Raw genomic sequence first — 16,608 nt, forward strand, 5'->3', positions numbered from 1 at the left:
CCTCTTTAGCTCAACTTTCAGGACTCCCGCTCACGTCCCAATCGACCCATGGCGGATCGGAACCAATGGGCCCGGTGTCGCCGATCGAAAGAGGGTCGAGTAACGCGCAATGTCTATGGTCGTCTTCATGGCCCAGTCCGGATGTCAGCGACACGTTGCGGGATCGGTCTGAAGGAGAATCGCCACAGGGAACTCTGATTCTTGCGCCAGAGACGATCATGGGTTCGGGCCGCTGGCCTTTCACGAAAGGCTGCCACACGCCGCCGAGCGTCTGGCCGGATGCATACCCGGGCTACCGGCTGCGTCGGCCTGCAAGCGCACAAGGAACCCGCGCTCAGAATCTTGAGGGTGGACGCGCCCGACTTCGTGGAGTGGCAGGCCACTTCACACCAACTCGGGATCGAGTTCTGAGTCATGCCGTTCTCGCTCGCGCGGACATGAATAGGTATTCCCAACGAACTCCTGGTGGAACCCGAGAAGTATGGAGGGCGCTGTCGTGGCCCCTGAAGCTGAAGACGTATCGAACTATGTGGCAGCAGAAGCCGCGCCTGCCCTGACTGACCCCGGCAGTGTCCGCATGACACCGGAAGAGCGCATCGCCGCACTGACGGATGATCTCCATACGATCCTGGAGCAGGCCGTTGAATCGCCATCGCACTGGCAGGTGCTGCTGGACGCTTCGGCAACGCTTTGGCGCTACTCAGGTGGCAACGTCGCCCTGCTCATGATGCAGATGGCCCAGCGCGGCACCGAGGAGCCCACCCTGGTTGCCGGGTACAAGGAATGGGAACGCCACGGCCGCACCGTTCTCCGTGGCGAGCACGCACTGTGGGTGATCGCCCCCCGCACGTCACGAGTCCAACAGGTGACTCTTCCTGACGGCACGCGGCAGCAGGTTTCTCCCGGCGAGAAGCTGCCACGCGGTGCTGTCGACGATGGAAAAAAGACAATCATCGTAGGTTGGCGTGGTCAGGCGGTCTTTGACGTCTCGCAGACACAGGGGAACACCACTGTTGGTACCCCGCACCATCGACGGACCGGAGGCGGACGCCGCTGAGCTCTGGCGGTCCCTCTCAGAAGTGGCGAGCCGGCACGGCTTCAGGGTCGACGTCACGGATGCCCAGTACGGGCTGACGAGTGGCTTTACGGATTTCACGCAGCGCCGGATCCAAGTTGGTGCCTGGCTGGGCCCAGAAGAGCGTTCGGCGGTCCTTGCCCACGAGCTTGGGCATGTGCTCCTCCACGGGCCAAACGACGAGGTCGGGCGGTTATATGGCAGCAGTGCGGACCATCGCGGGCTTGCCGAGGTCGAGGCCGAATCGGTCGCCTATACAGTGCTGAGGGCCCATGGGATCGACCGCGGGGAGCAATCAGCGTTGTACCTGTTGGGATGGGCAGACTCTGTAATCCGAACTCAGCGTTCCGCATTCGAGCAGGACATGTACAGCCCACACCCAACGTCCCGGGTGGATGTAGCCAGGTCGGTCCTCGGCCGCGTCACCGCAGCCACCAAGGGCATCCTCGAAATCACCAATCCGCGTGGGTTTGGAGGGAGGATCGCAGCCGCTGGTGCAGACCCGCGGGTCAGCCAACCGGCTACGTATGCAGGAGTGGAAGAGCCAGCCAGGCCGACTGTTGGACCGGTGATGGCCGGACCATGAGGACTGCACCGTCTGTCCGGTGGGAGGTTTGCCAGCGGCAGAGGGCATGCCTGCATTGGAGAGATCGTGTCCTCTGACGATGCTGCAGGGACGGTAACCCGGCGCGTTGAACGGGTTGACTCCGGGGATCTCAGGACTGCCAAGGCCGGCATTTGGAGCGGATACGTCTATTCGACGCCGGAGGCCGTGGGGCTGCCATACTCTGACGTCCAGATCCCAGTTGAGAACGGCGTGGCGCCCGCCTGGAAGTTCACATCGACAGAAGTGTCGCGGAATGCTTCCACGTGGGCAATCCACATCCATGGTTTGGGTGGTTCGAGAGCCGGCGCCCTCCGCGGTGTGCCCGTTACGGACCGACTGGGATACACATCCTTGGTTGTGTCACTCCGCAACGACCGTGATTCTCCTGCATCGTTGGATGACAGGTATCACTTGGGCAGACCGAATGGCACGACGTTGAAGCGGCGGTTTCGTATGCCGTTGGGCAAGGGGCACGCCATATAGTGCTCTTCGGATGGTCTCTCGGTGCCTCAATCGCCCTTCAGCTGGCGGCATCTTCGGACTTCCGGGACCGCATCTCTCGGCTCGTGCTCAATGCACCGGTTATCGATTGGAGTAGCACGCTGGTGGCCAATGCGCGCTCCAGCATGCTTCCTGGTTGGGTTGCACGGCTTGGACTGCAGATGCTTGGTTCTTCCGGAACGCGCTGGATCACTGGCTTGGATTCGCCCTTGAACTTTCATGCCTTGGACTTCTTGGCACGGGCGGACGAACTCAGTGTCCCCCTGCTTGTCATTCACAACGAAGGGGACCGGTCGACACCTTTTGCCATTTCTCGCGAGTTCGTCACCCGGCGCCCCGAGCTGCCGACGCTGCTCACTTTCCCGTCCGCGGAGCACACGCAGGAGTGGAATTCCGATCCGGACGGATGAAACGCGGCGGTGGAGAACTGGCTCCGATCCGGCCGCCGTCGTCGTCCGTATCCCTCTGACTGCGGGGCTTGTGACGCTTCGAGTCCCCGGCCCCGGTAGGCAGTGCCCTTGTCCATGCTCCTGCCAGCGACCGGACCGGTTCCGATCATTCGGTCGCGGAGCCTGGCCTGGCGATAGTTGGGGTCGGCTTCTAGGGCGAGTTCCAGGAACTGGTGGGCCTTGCTGCCTCTGCCTTCCCACCAGTTGATGAACGCGATGCCAGTCAGGGATGGAGCCGAGTGCCTAGCGCCGCTGTGCGTGTAGGCATGAACGAGTAATAGCTCAGCCCACCCGACCCGGGACCACGCCGGTTTGCCGTGTGTTTGGGCTGGGAGGATCCGGTGCATGGGTTCGACGATTCTGGCGATGTCGGCCATGAGTTGGTCGCGGATGGCGGGAACTGGAGGTTCGCGATCAGGCCGATGGTCTGCTCGTCATCTGGGTATGTCTTCGCTTCGAGCATTTTTGTCCTGAGCGTTCAGGCCTGTTCCATTGCGTCCCAGTGGTTCAGGCTTTGGGTTGCGGTGACACGGTTCTCAACGACATCTCGGGTCTGGGATTCTTTGGTCGATGCTGGCAGCGTGATGCGGTTGGTGGGTTCGATGGTACTGCCGCGGTAGACGAGCTTCGGCGTTGATCTGGCCGGATTGGGTGGCACTCAGGGGGAGCCGGACGCCCTTCTGGGGATCGCCGTCGTACTGTGATACCGTCTGGTCTCCGACGAGGAGTCCTTTCCTGATGATGAGTCCTCGCTCGGCGAGGGCGCCCGTGAGCGTTGCGATGGTTGCCGCGCGTGGCTTGTGTTCGCCATTTATTGGTTCCGAGGTGTAGACGGCGAAGACCACACCTTCGGCGCTGGAGTCGTGGCTGAGGTATCCGGCCACCATCTTTGCGTAGCTGGTTTCGGTGCTTGGCTTCGGCAGGTCGACGCGGAGAGTTGCCCCTACGTGGTTGTCGGCGAGGGTGATGCAGACCAGGCTTTCTTCGGGCCAGAAGCCCAGGGTGTGGCCGATGAAACTGAGGACGTCGGCGGGGGTTTTGATGGTGAGCGATTGCATGTTTCTTCCTTTCTCCTTCAGCGGCTGGCCGGCACAGGGCGTGTCAGTCAGATGTGTGAGTGTTCTGATAGCGGAATCACCGCTGGGGTTTGAGCATCCGGAGTGCAGCAACTTGGGGAACCGGGAGCGGCGCAAGATTTCGAGAGGAAACAAGCGACGGATGAACGCCGAAGGAAACTTTGGCTTGTGACCGGCGCGTCGCGCCCTGGTTGCGCGGAGGACCCGCCCAGCGATGATGGGGATCAGAATGACAAACAGCGAAGATGCTTCGGTCGTTCATGGGTGTGTTTCGGCGGCACGGCATGACACCAGAGCGGGTTTTCGATCGCGAGTGCCGTTAGTGCGGCTCCGTCATCGTCTTTTGCGCTGGAATTGAACGCCCGTGGCGTGGGTTCAAAGGTCTGATCGAGGCGTGTCCGCGCGCAATCCTAGGGAGTTAAGTGCTTCTTGGCCGCGTTCAGCGATCGCTTGGTGCCCCAGTAGCAGCCTTTTGCTTCACGGCGAAGGACAGTAGGCTCTGCCCCATGCCAAATGCGGACATAGAGCAAGTCCCAGACGAAAGTGGATCCCGAGAAAATGGTAGCGGCACCAACCGTTCGATCTTTTCGGCTCTAGTTCTCTGGAGCGGAATTGGGATCGCTCTTGGTGTCATCGTCGAGATCCTCTTCGCGCAAATGGCCTCGGGGACATGGCTTTGGGAGTGGCGCCTCAATCTCGACTCTGCTCGATGGTATGACGTCACCCGAAGTGCGATTGCCACCGTAGGACTCTTCGGACTAGGCGGGGCAGCGCTCCTCGCTTATAGACGTCAGCAGACAGCGGAGGAACAGCATGTTTTGGACCGCGAAAAACAGTCTCTCGAATTACGAAAGCATTATGCGGCAGACACTACCGAGCTGCGGTCAAGGTATGCCAACGCGTCTGCACAATTAGGTCATGATAAACCAGCAGTGCGTTTAGCAGGTGTGTACGCAATGTCTGCCTTAGCGGAAGACTGGAGGAAGGCCGGAGTTCCAGCCCAACAGCAAGTATGCGTCGATGTGCTGTGCGCCTATATAAGGATGGCTTATAACCCCAAGTCTAAGAAGGCTAGATCCGGGGAACGAGAAGTTCGCTTTGCCATTATTGACGTGGTAAATGCCCACTTACAGGAGCCTGCCTCGCAAGAGTCTTGGTGCAGGCTAGACCTCGACTTTAGCGGCGCCACCTTTGACGGAGCTGATTTCCGTGGTGCAAAGTTTATGGGTCGGGTCTCCTTTGTTCAGGCCGATTTCACTTCAGGCGACATCATCTTCAACGACACGAAGTTCTCGGGTGGGACGACATTCAAGGCAGCGACTTTCTCGGGTGCTAACGTCACCTTCAGTGGTTCGGAAATTTCCGCAAATAGCGTCAACTTTGAACATGCATCTTTTTCCGGCGGACATGTCTTGGTTGAGGGAATGTTACTTACTGCCGGTTCTCTTAATTTCAGGGAGGCTAAATTTTGCGGGAGTAGGGTGTACTTCGGGTCGATTTTTTGTGGGACTCAGGTCTCTTTTGAGTGGGGAGAATTCTCTGCTGGCGTTGTGCGCTTTGACATGATGGTAACGGATGGCAAGATCTCCTTTTACTGCGCCCGCTTCACTGGCGCCCGAGTCGACATCAATGCTGAACTTTCCGGAGGGCAAATAGTTTTTCATCGGGCAAAGTTCAGCGGCGGCGAGGTGAACTTCGGGGGAACCGGATTCCAAGGAACGGATGTTTCATTTAAGGACTGTTCAGGCGCGGCTCCTGGAATCTTATCGTTTGAATACCTGCGGTCTCTGGCACATCCACCCGTAGTCCCGTGGGGCCGTGGTGCCTCTCCCAGCTGGGTCTACCCCAAGTTCTGGCCGCCGAACGAGGAATCGGGGGATCGACCCCGGCAGGCCCCAGTCAGATGAGCAGCAACGCCTGGCGCTGTACTATTCGGGGCTCGTGGCCGGTCGAAGAACCACTTGACCGGCCTTGCGCGGTCTCGCATTCAGAACGCTCCCTTGCACTGGCGTGATTTCAGAACCCGCGCGCTCGGGCCCGGGGCCGCGCCCCGAAGACATTGAACTACCGGGGAATCGGCGGCAGCTTCGAGTGGTCCGTTGCGTGGACTAGTGGCTAAGTGAGTTCGTTTGGGCGTGGCGGTTTGCCGATGGACGCAATCTTCGCCACACGTTTACCCCACGGAAATGATGAAAAACGGTGACATTTCACGGACCTTCCCCTGCCTAGAAAATGGCTAGATTCCGGTGGATCAGCAACACAACACAAGGCCTTGGCAGCCAATGATATGGACTGTCCCCTGAGAAGAGGTCAGGAGTTCGAATCTCCTTAGCTCCACAGATTTCTAGGTTTTATATTGCGCGATCGCCGCTGGCGCCGTGGGCCAGCCGCTGATACAACCCTCAGTCCTCGACTATGGCACTTAGCGTGCGGCCAAGTTCAGGTTTGCGCGGTGACGGCGGGGGGAAACAGACGGGCGGGACCTCAGGACTGGCAGCCTGCCACCGCGAGCGAGGGGCCGGATAGCGTCCTGGGCCGGAGGGAGCGGCAACCGCAGTTCCCCGCCTGGTTTCCGTGACAGAATGTGAACCGGCGTTATTCGGAGTTCGCATCGAAGAGGTCAGGACCTGGGCCCCTTCGGCTCCGCACATATCTACTGAGCGGCCACGATCAATAGTGGCCGCGGCCGGGCTTTCCCGGGCCATCAGCCAGCACCTGGATTGGACACCATCAATGAGCTTGATCCGGCTGAACGACGTCAACGTCAGTTTTGAAAAGACCCAGGTACTCCGCGAGGCCTTCTTCAAGCTTGAGGCCGGAGACCGTGTGGGCCTGATCGGCAAGAACGGATCCGGCAAGTCCACCATCCTCAAACTGGTCCAGGGCCAGGTTGCCCCGGACAGCGGAACCGTTGCCGTCGAGTTGGGGACCAAGGTGGCCTACTTCTCCCAGTTCTCCGAACTGAACGGCGAGTCCACGATTTCCGAGGTCCTGGACGGCCTGTTCGCCCACGTGAAGGAGATCGAGGCCGAACTCGCCGGCATCAACGCCGCCATTGCCGCTGATTCCTCCGATAACGCGCGGCTGGACGAGCTGATCCACCGCCAGTCGGAGCTGTTCGAGGCCATGGACCGGCTGGACGGCTGGGACTACCAGCGCAGCATCGACAAAGTCCTCACAACCCTCGGCTTCAGCGAACACCACCGCACCTGCGCCATCGACGAGCTCTCCGGCGGCTGGCGGAACCGCGCAGCACTGGCGAAAATCCTGCTCGAGGCCCCGGACGTCCTGCTGCTGGATGAACCCACCAACTATCTGGACGTTGCCGGCGTCGAATGGCTCGAAGGCTGGTTCAGGACGTTCAAGGGCGCCGCGATCATCGTCTCGCACGACCGGAAGTTCCTGGACTCCGTTGTCACCCGGATCATCGAGGTGGAGAACTACCACCTCCACGAGTACCCGGGAAACTTCGCCGAGTACGTGGTGGCCAAACAGTTCCGGCTCAAAAGCCTGGAAAGCCAGTTTGTCCACGAGTCGGAGCTGCTCGCGTTCGAAGCCGAGGGGATCTCCGACCGCCGTGAGGCTGCCAAGGCCGCGGGCAAGGGCCTGGCGAACCAGCTGGCCAGGATCAAGAAGTCCAGGGCGCCCCGGCCAGTGGACCAGATCATCACGGAGATCTATGGCGGACTCTACGTCAAGGACGTCCTGTGCCGGGTGGAATCGCTGGGCAAGGCCTACGGCGGCAGGACTCTCTTCAGCGGCCTGAGTTTCGAGATCGGCCGCGGCCACCGGATCGCGGTCATCGGAGCCAACGGCAGCGGCAAGACCACGCTGCTGCGCGCGCTCACCGGTGAAGAGCCGGCTGATGCCGGCAGCGTGGCCTGGGCCAAGGGCGCGGGCATGGTTTCGTACAACCAGGTACTTGAAGAACTGGACGACGACGACACGGTCACCCACGCGGTGAACGCGATGCCGGACAGCCTGGCCCTGACCGCGACGAAGAAATCCGTCAACAGGTTCCTGGCGATGTTCCAGTTTTCCGAAGCCGACCTGAAGCAGCGAATCGGGAACCTCTCCGGCGGCCAGCGGGCCCGGGTGGCGATGGCCCAGTGCCTGCTCTCCGGCGCCTCCGTGCTGCTCCTTGACGAGCCCACCAACCACCTTGACCTGTCCAGCACCCAGGTCATGGAGCGCGCCCTGCTGCACTTTCCGGGGGCAGTGGTGGTGGTCAGCCACGACCGTTTCTTCACGGACAAGATCGCCAACCGCAGGCTGGTATTCAGCACGGCAGACTCAGGCCACGGGGCAGTTAACCTGCAGGCCAGCTAAAACCTGGAGCCGCCGGCTAAACCTAAAGCCAGCCCTTCCGCTTGAAGATGGTGTACATCAGGGTTGCGGTGGCTGCCATGAGCACGATCGCCATGGGGTAGCCCCAGGCCCAGTGAAGTTCGGGCATGTGGTCGAAGTTCATCCCGTAAACCCCCGCCACGAACGACGGTGCGAAGAAGATCGCCGCCCATGAGGAGATCTTCTTGACCTGCTCGTTCTGTTCGGCGCTGGCCTCGTTCTGCCGGTTGGCGGTCAGGGTTCCGTCCAGGGTGAGGGCGTTCTGCAGCAGGTCACGGAACGAATCCGCACGGGAGATCACCCTCTCCACGTGGTCCTCCACGTCGCGAAGGCTGTGCTGCAGTTCGGTGTTCACGCCATACTTTTCGAAGCCCCGCCGGAGCTGCTCCATCATCTCCGGCAGGGGATGGATGGCCCGCTGGAACTGGATGACTTCGCGGGCGAGCTCATAGATCCTGCGGGAGACGCTGTTGTCCCCGCTGAACAGCTGGTCCTCAATCTCGTCGATATCGTTCTCCAGGCCGGCCACCACCGGTGCGTAGTCATCCACCACCATGTCCAGCAAGGCGTACAGGACCGCTTCCGGGCCGTGCCGGAGCAGGTCGGGACGGTCCTCCAGGCGCCGCCGCACCCGGCCCACGCCGGCCATTTCTGCATGCCGGATGGTCACCACGAAGTTCCGGCCGGTGAAGACGTGAAGCTCGCCGAACTCCACGGTCTCGGTTGAGTCCAGGTAGCGTGCGGGCCGGAGGACTGTGAACAGATTGTCCTCATAGCGTTCCAACTTGGGCCGCTGGTGCGCCGAAATGGCGTCCTCCACCGCCAAAGCGTGCAGCCCGAACTCGCTGGCCACGGCAGCCATTTCCGCAGCGGTGGGCCGGTACAGCCCGATCCAGGCCATGCCTCCATGATCGGTGAGCGTTTCGAAAGTCTGCTCCAGGCTTTGGGGCTCTGCACTGCGGAGGCCGTCGACGTAGACGGCGTTATCGATGATGGTCATCTCAGGGCATCGCCCCAATGATGGCGCCGGCCACCGTCATGGCGAGCAGGTCGTGCCCGGAGTCGATGAGGGTGACTGCCGCCGGACGGCCGGCGAACCCGTTGTGGATGAAATGGCCTCCCGCCCGGAACACCAATGCCAGCACCAAGGCGAACCAGCCGCCCGCCACAGCATTGTCCAGGCCCAGTTTGCTGATCAGCACAGCCAGCAGAACGGCGGTCAGGGCTGCGGCCGCCATCATGGGAACCCAGATGCCGGCACCGCCGCTGATGTCCTTGAGGTCCTCCTCCGTCTTGCCAATCGCGGCCATCCAGCGCCTGCCCAGGACGGCGGGCATGTACCAGACAAAGCCGATGACCATGCTGGAGATGAACGCCAGCAGCACGGCGAGCCAGTTGAGCTGGGAGATATGTGAGAGCCAATCCATGCTGAAAATCCTAGTCTTTGCCTGGTGCGGCCTGTGCGAGGCGGCTGATCAGGGGTTCGGTGCGGTAGGGGATGTGGGTATGGAGCGCCAGGACTGTTTCGGTCCGGATGACACCCTTGATGCGGAGGATCTGGCGGAGGGCGGACTGCAGATTGTGCGTATCGGTGGCCACGACGCGGCACCACACATCGCCCCGGCCGGAAATCTCGTGGACCTCCAAAACCTGGGGCAGCAGCCGGAGGGCGCCCACCACGCCGTCCAGTTCCCGGTGTGTCACTTCGATCGTGACGAACGCGACGACGTCGTACCCCACCGCCGCGAGGTCAATCTCGCGCCCGCCGTCGTGCAGCACCCCGGCGCGGAGCAGGCGCCGGACGCGCGACTGAGCCGTGTTGCGTGCAACCCCCAGCAGTTCGCTGAGTTCCCCGATCTGGACGCGCGGATCGCGGATGAGCTCCAGCAGGATCTTCAGGTCGGTGGAATCAAGAGTATGCAAACTGTCACTTTCGGTTATCTCCGGCACCACAAATTGCGTGTTTTGCTCAATTCAACCACGAACCGCGGCTGCATCCGGCAGGAATGCGCCACCATTTGGTTATCCACGTACATCACCGGGGCGCGTCCCACAAGGACCCCAAACCCCGGCAGACGCCAAGGCAACGCCAATGACTGTCTTCAGTGAACTCCGCATGCGCCCCGCCACCGCCCCGAGCCGGGGCTGGAATGCCTCCACCACCGCCCGGCTGGTGATGGCCGGCGCCGTCATCTCCCTGCTCCTGGTCGGCGCAAACCTGGCCACGCCCCTGTACCCGCTGCTCCAGGCAAACCTGGGCCTGTCACCGCTCGGCGTCACCGCGGCTTTCGCCAGCTACGTCCTTGCGCTCGTGGCCACACTGATGCTGGCCGGCCACTGGTCCGACCACATTGGCCGGCGGGCTGCGCTCATTCTTGCCGTCCTGGCAGGGCTGGCCGGCGGGTGGGTGTTCTCGCAGGCCGGGAACCTGCTGGCACTTTCGGCCGGCCGGGCGCTGCAGGGTGTGGCTGTTGCCCTGGCCACCGGCGCCAGCGCCGCCGCACTGCGGGAACTGCTCCCGTCCCGCCCGGAGTGGGCTTCCCGCTTCACGCTGCTGGCAACGGCCGGCGGCGTGGCTGCGGGCCCCGTCATCGGCGGGCTGCTGTCCATGCTGCCCGGACCCACCACGGCCCCGTACTACGTCCATTCCGTGGCGCTGGCCGGAATGCTTGTACCCCTGTTCCTGCTGAACGCCCGGCCGGCCATCAAACCCCCGGCCGGACCGCGGCCCATCCTCGTCCTGGCCCCACGCCGGCCGTCGGTGTCCACCGGGGCGAGGGGCGCCTTCTGGCTTGCGGCCGCCGTCGGATTCCTCAGCTTTTCCGTATTTGGGTTTTGCCTCTCGCTGGCCCCCGGCTACTTCGCCCAGATCGTGGGCACCGACTCCCGCCCGCTGATCGGTGCATTGGCCGGGATCACGCTTGGAGCCTCGGCGCTGAGCCAGTTGCTGGCAGTCCGCGGCCGCTTTGTGGTTCCCGTCGGTCTGGCGGTCCTGGGGATCTCGGTGCTGCTGCTGGCATCAGCCGCGGCCTGGCACAGCCTCTTGCTGCTGGTGGCGGCCAGCATCTGCGCCGGACTCGGTCAGGGCGTTGCCTTCCGGACCGTTTTTAATGATGTGGCCGCCAAAGTGGAGGTTTCGCACCATGCCCAGGTGGTCAGCACCGTCTATGTCATCACGTACCTGGGCAGCGCCGTCCCGGTCATCGGGCTGGGATGGGCAACCGCCGCGTTCGGGCTGCAGGCCGCAGTGGCGGCGTTTGTGGGGGTGTGCAGTGCTGCGGCGCTGGCACTCGCCGCCGTGACTTTCCGGACGGCCGTGCACCGCCGACCGTAGCCGCGGGTACGGCTAGGCCGGCAGCGGACCGTGGTTGCCCTGGATGTGCTCGAACACCAGGGTGGTTTCGGTGTGGCCCACCACAGGGTCGGTGGCCAGGTTGTCGAGTACCCAGTCACGCAGATCCTCGGTGCTTCCGACGGCGATGTGCAGCAGATAATCCACGGAACCTGAGGTGTGGAAAGTTGAAAGGACTGCGGGCAGGTGTGGCACCCGGGCCGTAAAGCGGTCGATCTGGTCCCGGTCGTGGGCCCTGAGCCGGACTGCCACCAGCGCCTGGACGGACCGGCCGATCGCAGAAAGGCTGAGCTTGGCCTCAAAGCCTTGGACGATGCCCCGTTCGGACAGTGCACGGGTCCGCATGAGCGCCGTGGACGGGGCGATGCCCACCAGTTCGGCCAGTTGTTTGTTGGAGATCCTCGCGTCGTCCACCAGGGCGGCGAGAAGCCGCTCATCAATAGCGTCCAGCGGTTCGAAGTGACTGCCCGGCCTGATATTTTTTGGATTGCTGCTCATGGGATCTCCTCAACTGTTCTTGAGTTCATCCTAGACGCGTGTTTCCGGCCGATCCCTCCCGGTCGGCGCGTCTTTCCGAATAATCGCCAGAGGTACGTGCCGTTTGGTGGCAGATAGTTCTGCAGCGCGACCCCCCGTGCCGCTCCCTCAGTTCAGGCCCCGTGCCGCGGCGCTCCGTGGGGGATGCACGACGACGACTGTCACCGCCGTGATGAAGGTCATCACCGTGATGGCGAGGGCAAGCGCCGTCCAGCCGAGGGACTGGAAGAGCAGGCCGCCCGACCAGCCGATGAGGCTCGAGCCCAGATAGTAGGCCAGGTTGTAGAGCGACGCTGCCTGGGCCCGGCCGGTGGTGGCAATGCTTCCGGTCCACCCGGAGCCGATGCTGTGGGCCGCGAAGAAGCCGCCGGTAAAGATCACCAAACCGGCGAGGATGAGGGCGAGCACCTGCGTGAGGGTCAGCGCGAGGCCCGCGGCCATCAGGACAAGGCCCGCCAGCAGGACGGTCCTGCGGCCGAAGCGGGCCGTCAGTGCGCCGGCCCACCGGGAGGTCAGGGTCCCTGACAGGTAGGCGAGGAAGATGAAGCTGATCAGGGTGGCAGGCAGCGCGAAAGGCTCAGCCGACAGGCGGAAGCCCAGGTAGTTGTAGACCGCCACAAAGCCTCCCATCATCAGGAACGCCTGGACGTAGAGCGCCACCAGCCGGGGGTTCCGGAGATGGCCGCCGAGGGTTGCGAAGGCGCCGCGGAGCCCGGCTGCCTTGGTGGCGGCGAACCCCTTCGCCCGGGGAATGAGGATCAGGAAGAGCACGGCGGCGACGGTTGCCAGCAGGGATACCGCCAACGCCGCTGTCCGCCAGCCCCACATCTCGCCCACCGGGCCGGCCACGAGCCGGCCCGCGAGCCCGCCCAGGGTGGTGCCGGCAACATAGCTCCCGGCTGCCATCGCCGCATGGGCCCGGTTCACTTCCTCGTTCAGGTAGGCGATGGCGATCGCGGGAATTCCCCCCAGTGCCATGCCCTCAAGCAGCCGAAGGGCGAGGAGCATGCCGAAGCCGGGGGCGAGCGGCACCAGGAGTCCAAAAAAGGTGGCTGCCGAAATCCCCCAGGTCATGGCCTTAACCCGGCCTATCCTGTCCGCCAGGAAGGACCACGGGATAACGGTGACGGCCAGGCCCACCGTGGCCAGCGAGATAGTCAGCGCTGCCTCGGCTGCGGTGACCTGCAGGTCGGTGGCCATGATCGGCAGCACGGCCTGCGTGGAATAAAGCTGGGCAAACGTCGCCACACCGGCGAAGGCCAGCCCCAGGAGAATCTTGCCGTAGGCGGCAGAGCCTTTGGGGTGACCCGTCCAGGCGTTCCCCTGGGGCGCTGCGGTTCCTGATGCGGCGGCGATCTCTGGCATAGGTCAAGGGTAGGCTTTTGCAATTCATGCTTCCAATGCATGCTTTAGGTGGAACCAATAGCAGATATGGAACATTTGCACGCCAACGGGGTTAAGGACGGATGCCATGATCACGGATCATCAGCAACTGGCAAAGCTCCTGCCGCTGCTCCCCATCCTTGCGGAGCTGGGCCGCACGCAGCACGTCACGGAGACAGCAGAGTTGCTTGGAGTACCCCAGTCAACGGTGAGCAGGGCGCTGTCCCGGGCCAGCGCCGTCGTCGGAACTGAACTGCTCATCCGGGACGGACGGGGCGTGCGCCTCACCCCCGCTGCCAGGACCCTGCTTCCTTATATCGACTCAGCACTGACTGAATTCCAGGCCGGGCTGGATCTGGTCCGGCACGAATCGGACGTGGTCCGGGGAAAGGTATCACTGTCCTTTCAGCACACTTTTGGTGAGGCCACGCTGCCCCTGCTCATCAGCGCCTTCCGTAGCCGGCACCCGCAAGCGGGATTCATCCTCCGCCAGGGGGCACGGGACGCCTGTCTCACGGAACTCGCTTCAGGACAGGCGGATCTTGCGTTGACGGCGCCCGTGCCGGCTGCAAGCAGCACCATCGCCTCGGCTGCCCTTTACAGGGAGCCGCTGCGCCTGGTGGTGCACCACGGCCATCCGCTGGCAGGCCGCAGCAGCGCCGGGCTGCAGGACATCCGCCGGGACCCCTTCGTGGCGTTGGAGCCGGGGTACGGCATGCGGTCGCTGACCGACGCGCTGTTCCGGGAGGCGGGCTTCCGCCCACGGATTGCCTTCGAAAGCCAGGACACCCACACCGCCCGCGGCCTTGTCTCCGCGGGCCTCGGCGTCAGCATCCTGCCGCCCGGCGGCAACGGGCCGGGGCGTCACGTCAGCCCGGAGACGGGCAACCTCGGCTGGGTTGAGCTCACGCTGGAGTCCGGGCTCGCCTACCGCGAGATCGGGCTCGGCTGGCGCCGGCGGAAGCCCGGACCGGACGCGGAACCGGATTCCGTCCGGTATTTCCGCGAACTGGTCCTGCAGGAGGGGCCGGAGCTGCTGGCGGGCCTGGTGGCCGCGCGCTCGCAGGGCAGCTGAGGACCGGCGCTTGAGACACGACGGCGACCTTTCAGTAGGCTGATGAGGTGACTGATACCGAGCACCCCCAGGCCGCCCCGTCCGGAAACCATCCCGAAACCGGCGGTGGGTCCGGAGATGCTCCGCTTGCCCTGGCAGGCGTCATCATCGGCCTGGACATCGGCGGGACAAAGACCCGCGGTGTCCGTTTCGAGGACGGCGTGGCGGTGGCGGACCAGTCCGCCGGCAGCGCCAACGTCCAGAACGTCAGCCGTGAACAGGCTGCGCTGAACCTCGCGGACCTCTTTGCCCGGATCGGGGGCGGCCCGGTATCGCAGGTGTATGCGGGGGCAGGCGGAATCGATACCGACGACGACGCTGCCGCCCTCGCCGCGCTCATCGCGCCGCATGCCCCGGGAGCCAAAGTCACGGTGGTCCACGATTCGAGGCTGCTGCTGGCTGCCGGCGGGGCAAGCACCGGTGTGGCCGTGATCGCCGGGACGGGTTCCGCGGCCTGGGGCCGGAACGCGGCGGGGGAGGAGGCCCGGGCCGGCGGCTGGGGCTACCTGCTTGGTGATGAAGGCAGCGGCTACTGGCTGGGCCGTGAAGCCGTCCGGCACAGCCTGCGCCGCATGAACCAGGGGCTCCCTGCCGACCAGCTCACCGCGGCACTCCTTGCAGCCTGCGGAGCGGACCACCCCAACAGGCTGATTGCACTCTTCCACTCCCCGGAGACCGGCCGCCGGTTCTGGGCCCAGCAGTCGCGCCTGGTGGTGGATGCGGCCGCCGCCGGCCATGGGGCCAGCCGGGAGTTGCTGGACCAGGCCGGCAAGGATCTTGCGGCGCTGGCCGCGCAGGCGCTCGGGAAGCTGGGAATCGAGGGCCCGGTCATCCTGGGGAGCGGCTTGGGCATGAACGTGGTTCCACTCCAGGACGCCTTCCGGAAGTATCTCGCCGCTGCAGGCATTACGGAGGTCCGCGTGCTGGACCAGGATCCGGTGTTCGGGGTCCTGCAGCTGGTCAAGGAGCCGTCAGGAACCGAGTGACCGCCGCCGCGGGGCGAGCCTGACGGCCGGCATCGGGGGAGCCGGGATGCGGCCGGCTTCCGCGCCGGCACCGGGGCCGTGCCCCTCGACCAGCCCGTAGCGTGCCGCGCGCGCGGCACCGTCGGACAGCGTCGCCTGGGCCTCCCAGTCTTCGCGCGCCTGCTCCACTTCGTCGTGGGTGCGGCCCACGAAGTTCCACCACATCAGCAGTTCCTCCTGGAAGGGCTCGCCGCCGATGAGCAGGAACCGTGTGCCGGGCAGGGCCTCGACGTCCAGCGCCGGGCGGCCCGCGCCCAGGTAGCCCAGCGGACCCGGCGGGACCTCCTGCCCATCGAGCGTCAGGCCGCCGTCGAGCACCAGGACGGCATGCTCGAAATCCGCGTTGAGCGGCAGGACTGCCCTGCCTTCGCAGGAGATATCGGCCCCGACAATGGGGGAGTACATGGTGGCGGGTGATACCGCCCCGGCGAATTCGCCCACCATGACCGTCGCGGTGAAACCCGGCCCGGTCGCCGAGGGCAGATCACGGTGCTGCTCGAACGCCGGCTCCCGGTGGCGGTCGCCGTCAGGAAGGGCAACCCAGAGCTGAAGTCCGCGCTGCAGCGGCAGCAGCCCGCCGGCGTCGGGATCCGGCAGGACCGCAAACTCGGAGTGGGATACGCCACGCCCCGCCGTCATGATGTTCAGTTCCCCGGGCCGGACCACCACATCGCTGCCCACGCTGTCCCGGTGCCGGATGTTCCCGGCGAGCGGCCACGTGACGGTCTGCAGTCCGGTGTGCGGGTGGGGGAGCACTGACATGGCGGTGCGGTCCGGACCGAAACTGTCCAGGAAGCACCAGGCGCCGATGGTGGGCAGGCCGCGCTGCGGGAGGGTGCGCTGCACGTTCATGGCCCGCACTCCACCCAACGGGACCTCACGCTCGGGCCATAGCTGGAGGCAGGGACCGGAAGTGCCGGCTGCGCGGGCGGGCGGACAGAGTTCCTGCTGGGGTGCCACTTCCAAGTTCGTCACAGTCCCACTCTAGGTCCGGACGGGTTCCGTGCCCATCCGCCGTGGACCCATCCAGCCGGGGCAGGCTTACGAATGAATGGTTACAGTAGGGATTCGCTTGCCCGGAATTGCCCGCGGATCTGGTTACGCTGGGAACTGATTGCGCTACGGTAATTATCAGCGAGCTT

14 protein-coding genes and 1 pseudogene are annotated in these 16,608 nt (G+C 64.1%); 8 read left to right on the forward strand and 7 right to left on the reverse strand.

Going from position 1 to position 16,608, the window contains the following annotated elements:
- Positions 1–496 precede the first annotated feature (496 nt).
- The 3 genes and pseudogenes from IAQ70_RS10480 to IAQ70_RS22740 all read left to right on the forward strand — a co-directional run.
- Positions 497–1,057 (forward strand): ArdC family protein, encoded by a 561-nt coding sequence (locus IAQ70_RS10480; protein WP_190989265.1) that lies wholly within the window; start codon positions 497–499, stop codon positions 1,055–1,057.
- Between the two features lie 22 nt (positions 1,058–1,079).
- Positions 1,080–1,661, forward strand: coding sequence for an ImmA/IrrE family metallo-endopeptidase (locus tag IAQ70_RS23315; protein WP_407682578.1), 582 nt, complete (start codon positions 1,080–1,082; stop codon positions 1,659–1,661).
- A 443-nt stretch (positions 1,662–2,104) separates the two neighbouring features.
- Positions 2,105–2,593, forward strand: a pseudogene (locus IAQ70_RS22740) (alpha/beta hydrolase family protein); the annotation flags it as partial.
- Positions 2,594–3,168: 575 nt separating this feature from the next.
- Here IAQ70_RS22740 and IAQ70_RS10495 read toward each other — a convergent pair.
- Positions 3,169–3,690 carry a DUF4192 family protein gene (locus tag IAQ70_RS10495; protein ID WP_190989268.1) on the reverse strand — a complete coding sequence of 174 codons (522 nt, stop codon included), beginning with the start codon at positions 3,688–3,690 and terminating at the stop codon, positions 3,169–3,171.
- Positions 3,691–4,214: 524 nt separating this feature from the next.
- On the opposite strand from IAQ70_RS10495, the gene IAQ70_RS10500 reads away from it, so the two are divergent.
- Both IAQ70_RS10500 and IAQ70_RS10505 read left to right on the forward strand, forming a co-directional pair.
- Positions 4,215–5,615, forward strand: coding sequence for a pentapeptide repeat-containing protein (locus IAQ70_RS10500; protein ID WP_190989269.1), 1,401 nt, complete (start codon positions 4,215–4,217; stop codon positions 5,613–5,615).
- 826 nt (positions 5,616–6,441) lie between these two features.
- Positions 6,442–8,037: an ABC-F family ATP-binding cassette domain-containing protein gene (locus tag IAQ70_RS10505; protein ID WP_190989270.1), complete on the forward strand. Its 1,596-nt coding sequence runs from the start codon at positions 6,442–6,444 to the stop codon at positions 8,035–8,037.
- A 22-nt stretch (positions 8,038–8,059) separates the two neighbouring features.
- On the opposite strand, the gene corA is transcribed toward IAQ70_RS10505, so the two are convergent.
- Genes corA through IAQ70_RS10520 form a run of 3 tightly spaced genes read right to left on the reverse strand, consistent with a single transcriptional unit; the run spans position 8,060 to position 9,978 of the window.
- Entirely contained in the window at positions 8,060–9,055 is a 996-nt protein-coding gene (gene corA, locus IAQ70_RS10510) for a magnesium/cobalt transporter CorA (RefSeq protein ID WP_190989271.1), read from the reverse strand.
- Position 9,056: 1 nt separating this feature from the next.
- A complete protein-coding gene (locus tag IAQ70_RS10515; RefSeq protein WP_190989272.1) occupies positions 9,057–9,482 on the reverse strand; it encodes a DUF1761 domain-containing protein in 426 nt (141 codons plus the stop codon).
- A 10-nt stretch (positions 9,483–9,492) separates the two neighbouring features.
- On the reverse strand, positions 9,493–9,978 hold the full coding sequence (locus tag IAQ70_RS10520) for an Lrp/AsnC family transcriptional regulator (RefSeq protein ID WP_190989273.1): 486 nt from the start codon (positions 9,976–9,978) through the stop codon (positions 9,493–9,495).
- 169 nt (positions 9,979–10,147) lie between these two features.
- Between IAQ70_RS10520 and IAQ70_RS10525 the strand changes: the two genes are divergently transcribed.
- The gene (locus tag IAQ70_RS10525) at positions 10,148–11,389 is read left to right on the forward strand and encodes an MFS transporter (RefSeq protein WP_190989274.1); all 1,242 of its coding nucleotides are present in this window, start codon (positions 10,148–10,150) and stop codon (positions 11,387–11,389) included.
- 12 nt (positions 11,390–11,401) lie between these two features.
- Here the strand turns inward: IAQ70_RS10525 and IAQ70_RS10530 are convergent, their stop codons facing one another.
- Both IAQ70_RS10530 and IAQ70_RS10535 read right to left on the reverse strand, forming a co-directional pair.
- Complete coding sequence (locus IAQ70_RS10530; RefSeq protein ID WP_190989275.1) at positions 11,402–11,905, reverse strand: Lrp/AsnC family transcriptional regulator; 504 nt, start codon at positions 11,903–11,905, stop codon at positions 11,402–11,404.
- Between the two features lie 147 nt (positions 11,906–12,052).
- The gene (locus IAQ70_RS10535) at positions 12,053–13,309 is read right to left on the reverse strand and encodes an MFS transporter (RefSeq protein WP_190989276.1); all 1,257 of its coding nucleotides are present in this window, start codon (positions 13,307–13,309) and stop codon (positions 12,053–12,055) included.
- 106 nt (positions 13,310–13,415) lie between these two features.
- Between IAQ70_RS10535 and IAQ70_RS10540 the strand changes: the two genes are divergently transcribed.
- Together IAQ70_RS10540 and IAQ70_RS10545 are read left to right on the forward strand one after the other, a co-directional pair.
- Positions 13,416–14,402: a LysR substrate-binding domain-containing protein gene (locus IAQ70_RS10540; RefSeq protein WP_190989277.1), complete on the forward strand. Its 987-nt coding sequence runs from the start codon at positions 13,416–13,418 to the stop codon at positions 14,400–14,402.
- A 47-nt stretch (positions 14,403–14,449) separates the two neighbouring features.
- The gene (locus tag IAQ70_RS10545) at positions 14,450–15,427 is read left to right on the forward strand and encodes an N-acetylglucosamine kinase (RefSeq protein ID WP_407682573.1); all 978 of its coding nucleotides are present in this window, start codon (positions 14,450–14,452) and stop codon (positions 15,425–15,427) included.
- On the opposite strand, the gene IAQ70_RS10550 is transcribed toward IAQ70_RS10545, so the two are convergent.
- On the reverse strand, positions 15,413–16,441 hold the full coding sequence (locus IAQ70_RS10550; protein ID WP_190989278.1) for a pirin family protein: 1,029 nt from the start codon (positions 16,439–16,441) through the stop codon (positions 15,413–15,415). The two genes, IAQ70_RS10545 and IAQ70_RS10550, sit on opposite strands and share 15 nt — an antisense overlap.
- Positions 16,442–16,608: the final 167 nt, after the last annotated feature.

The organism is Pseudarthrobacter sulfonivorans (assembly GCF_014712225.1).
Taxonomy (GTDB): domain Bacteria; phylum Actinomycetota; class Actinomycetes; order Actinomycetales; family Micrococcaceae; genus Arthrobacter; species Arthrobacter sulfonivorans.

Bases quoted from the DNA above. Each gene is read 5' to 3' on its own strand.
- IAQ70_RS10535 (WP_190989276.1), bottom strand. From the start codon at position 13,309: ATGCCAGAGATCGCCGCCGCATCAGGAACCGCAGCGCCCCAGGGGAAC.
- IAQ70_RS10495 (WP_190989268.1), bottom strand. From the start codon at position 3,690: ATGCAATCGCTCACCATCAAAACCCCCGCCGACGTCCTCAGTTTCATC.
- IAQ70_RS10515 (WP_190989272.1), bottom strand. From the start codon at position 9,482: ATGGATTGGCTCTCACATATCTCCCAGCTCAACTGGCTCGCCGTGCTG.
- IAQ70_RS10525 (WP_190989274.1), top strand. From the start codon at position 10,148: ATGACTGTCTTCAGTGAACTCCGCATGCGCCCCGCCACCGCCCCGAGC.
- IAQ70_RS10500 (WP_190989269.1), top strand. From the start codon at position 4,215: ATGCCAAATGCGGACATAGAGCAAGTCCCAGACGAAAGTGGATCCCGA.
- IAQ70_RS10530 (WP_190989275.1), bottom strand. From the start codon at position 11,905: ATGAGCAGCAATCCAAAAAATATCAGGCCGGGCAGTCACTTCGAACCG.
- IAQ70_RS10505 (WP_190989270.1), top strand. From the start codon at position 6,442: ATGAGCTTGATCCGGCTGAACGACGTCAACGTCAGTTTTGAAAAGACC.
- corA (WP_190989271.1), bottom strand. From the start codon at position 9,055: ATGACCATCATCGATAACGCCGTCTACGTCGACGGCCTCCGCAGTGCA.
- IAQ70_RS10540 (WP_190989277.1), top strand. From the start codon at position 13,416: ATGATCACGGATCATCAGCAACTGGCAAAGCTCCTGCCGCTGCTCCCC.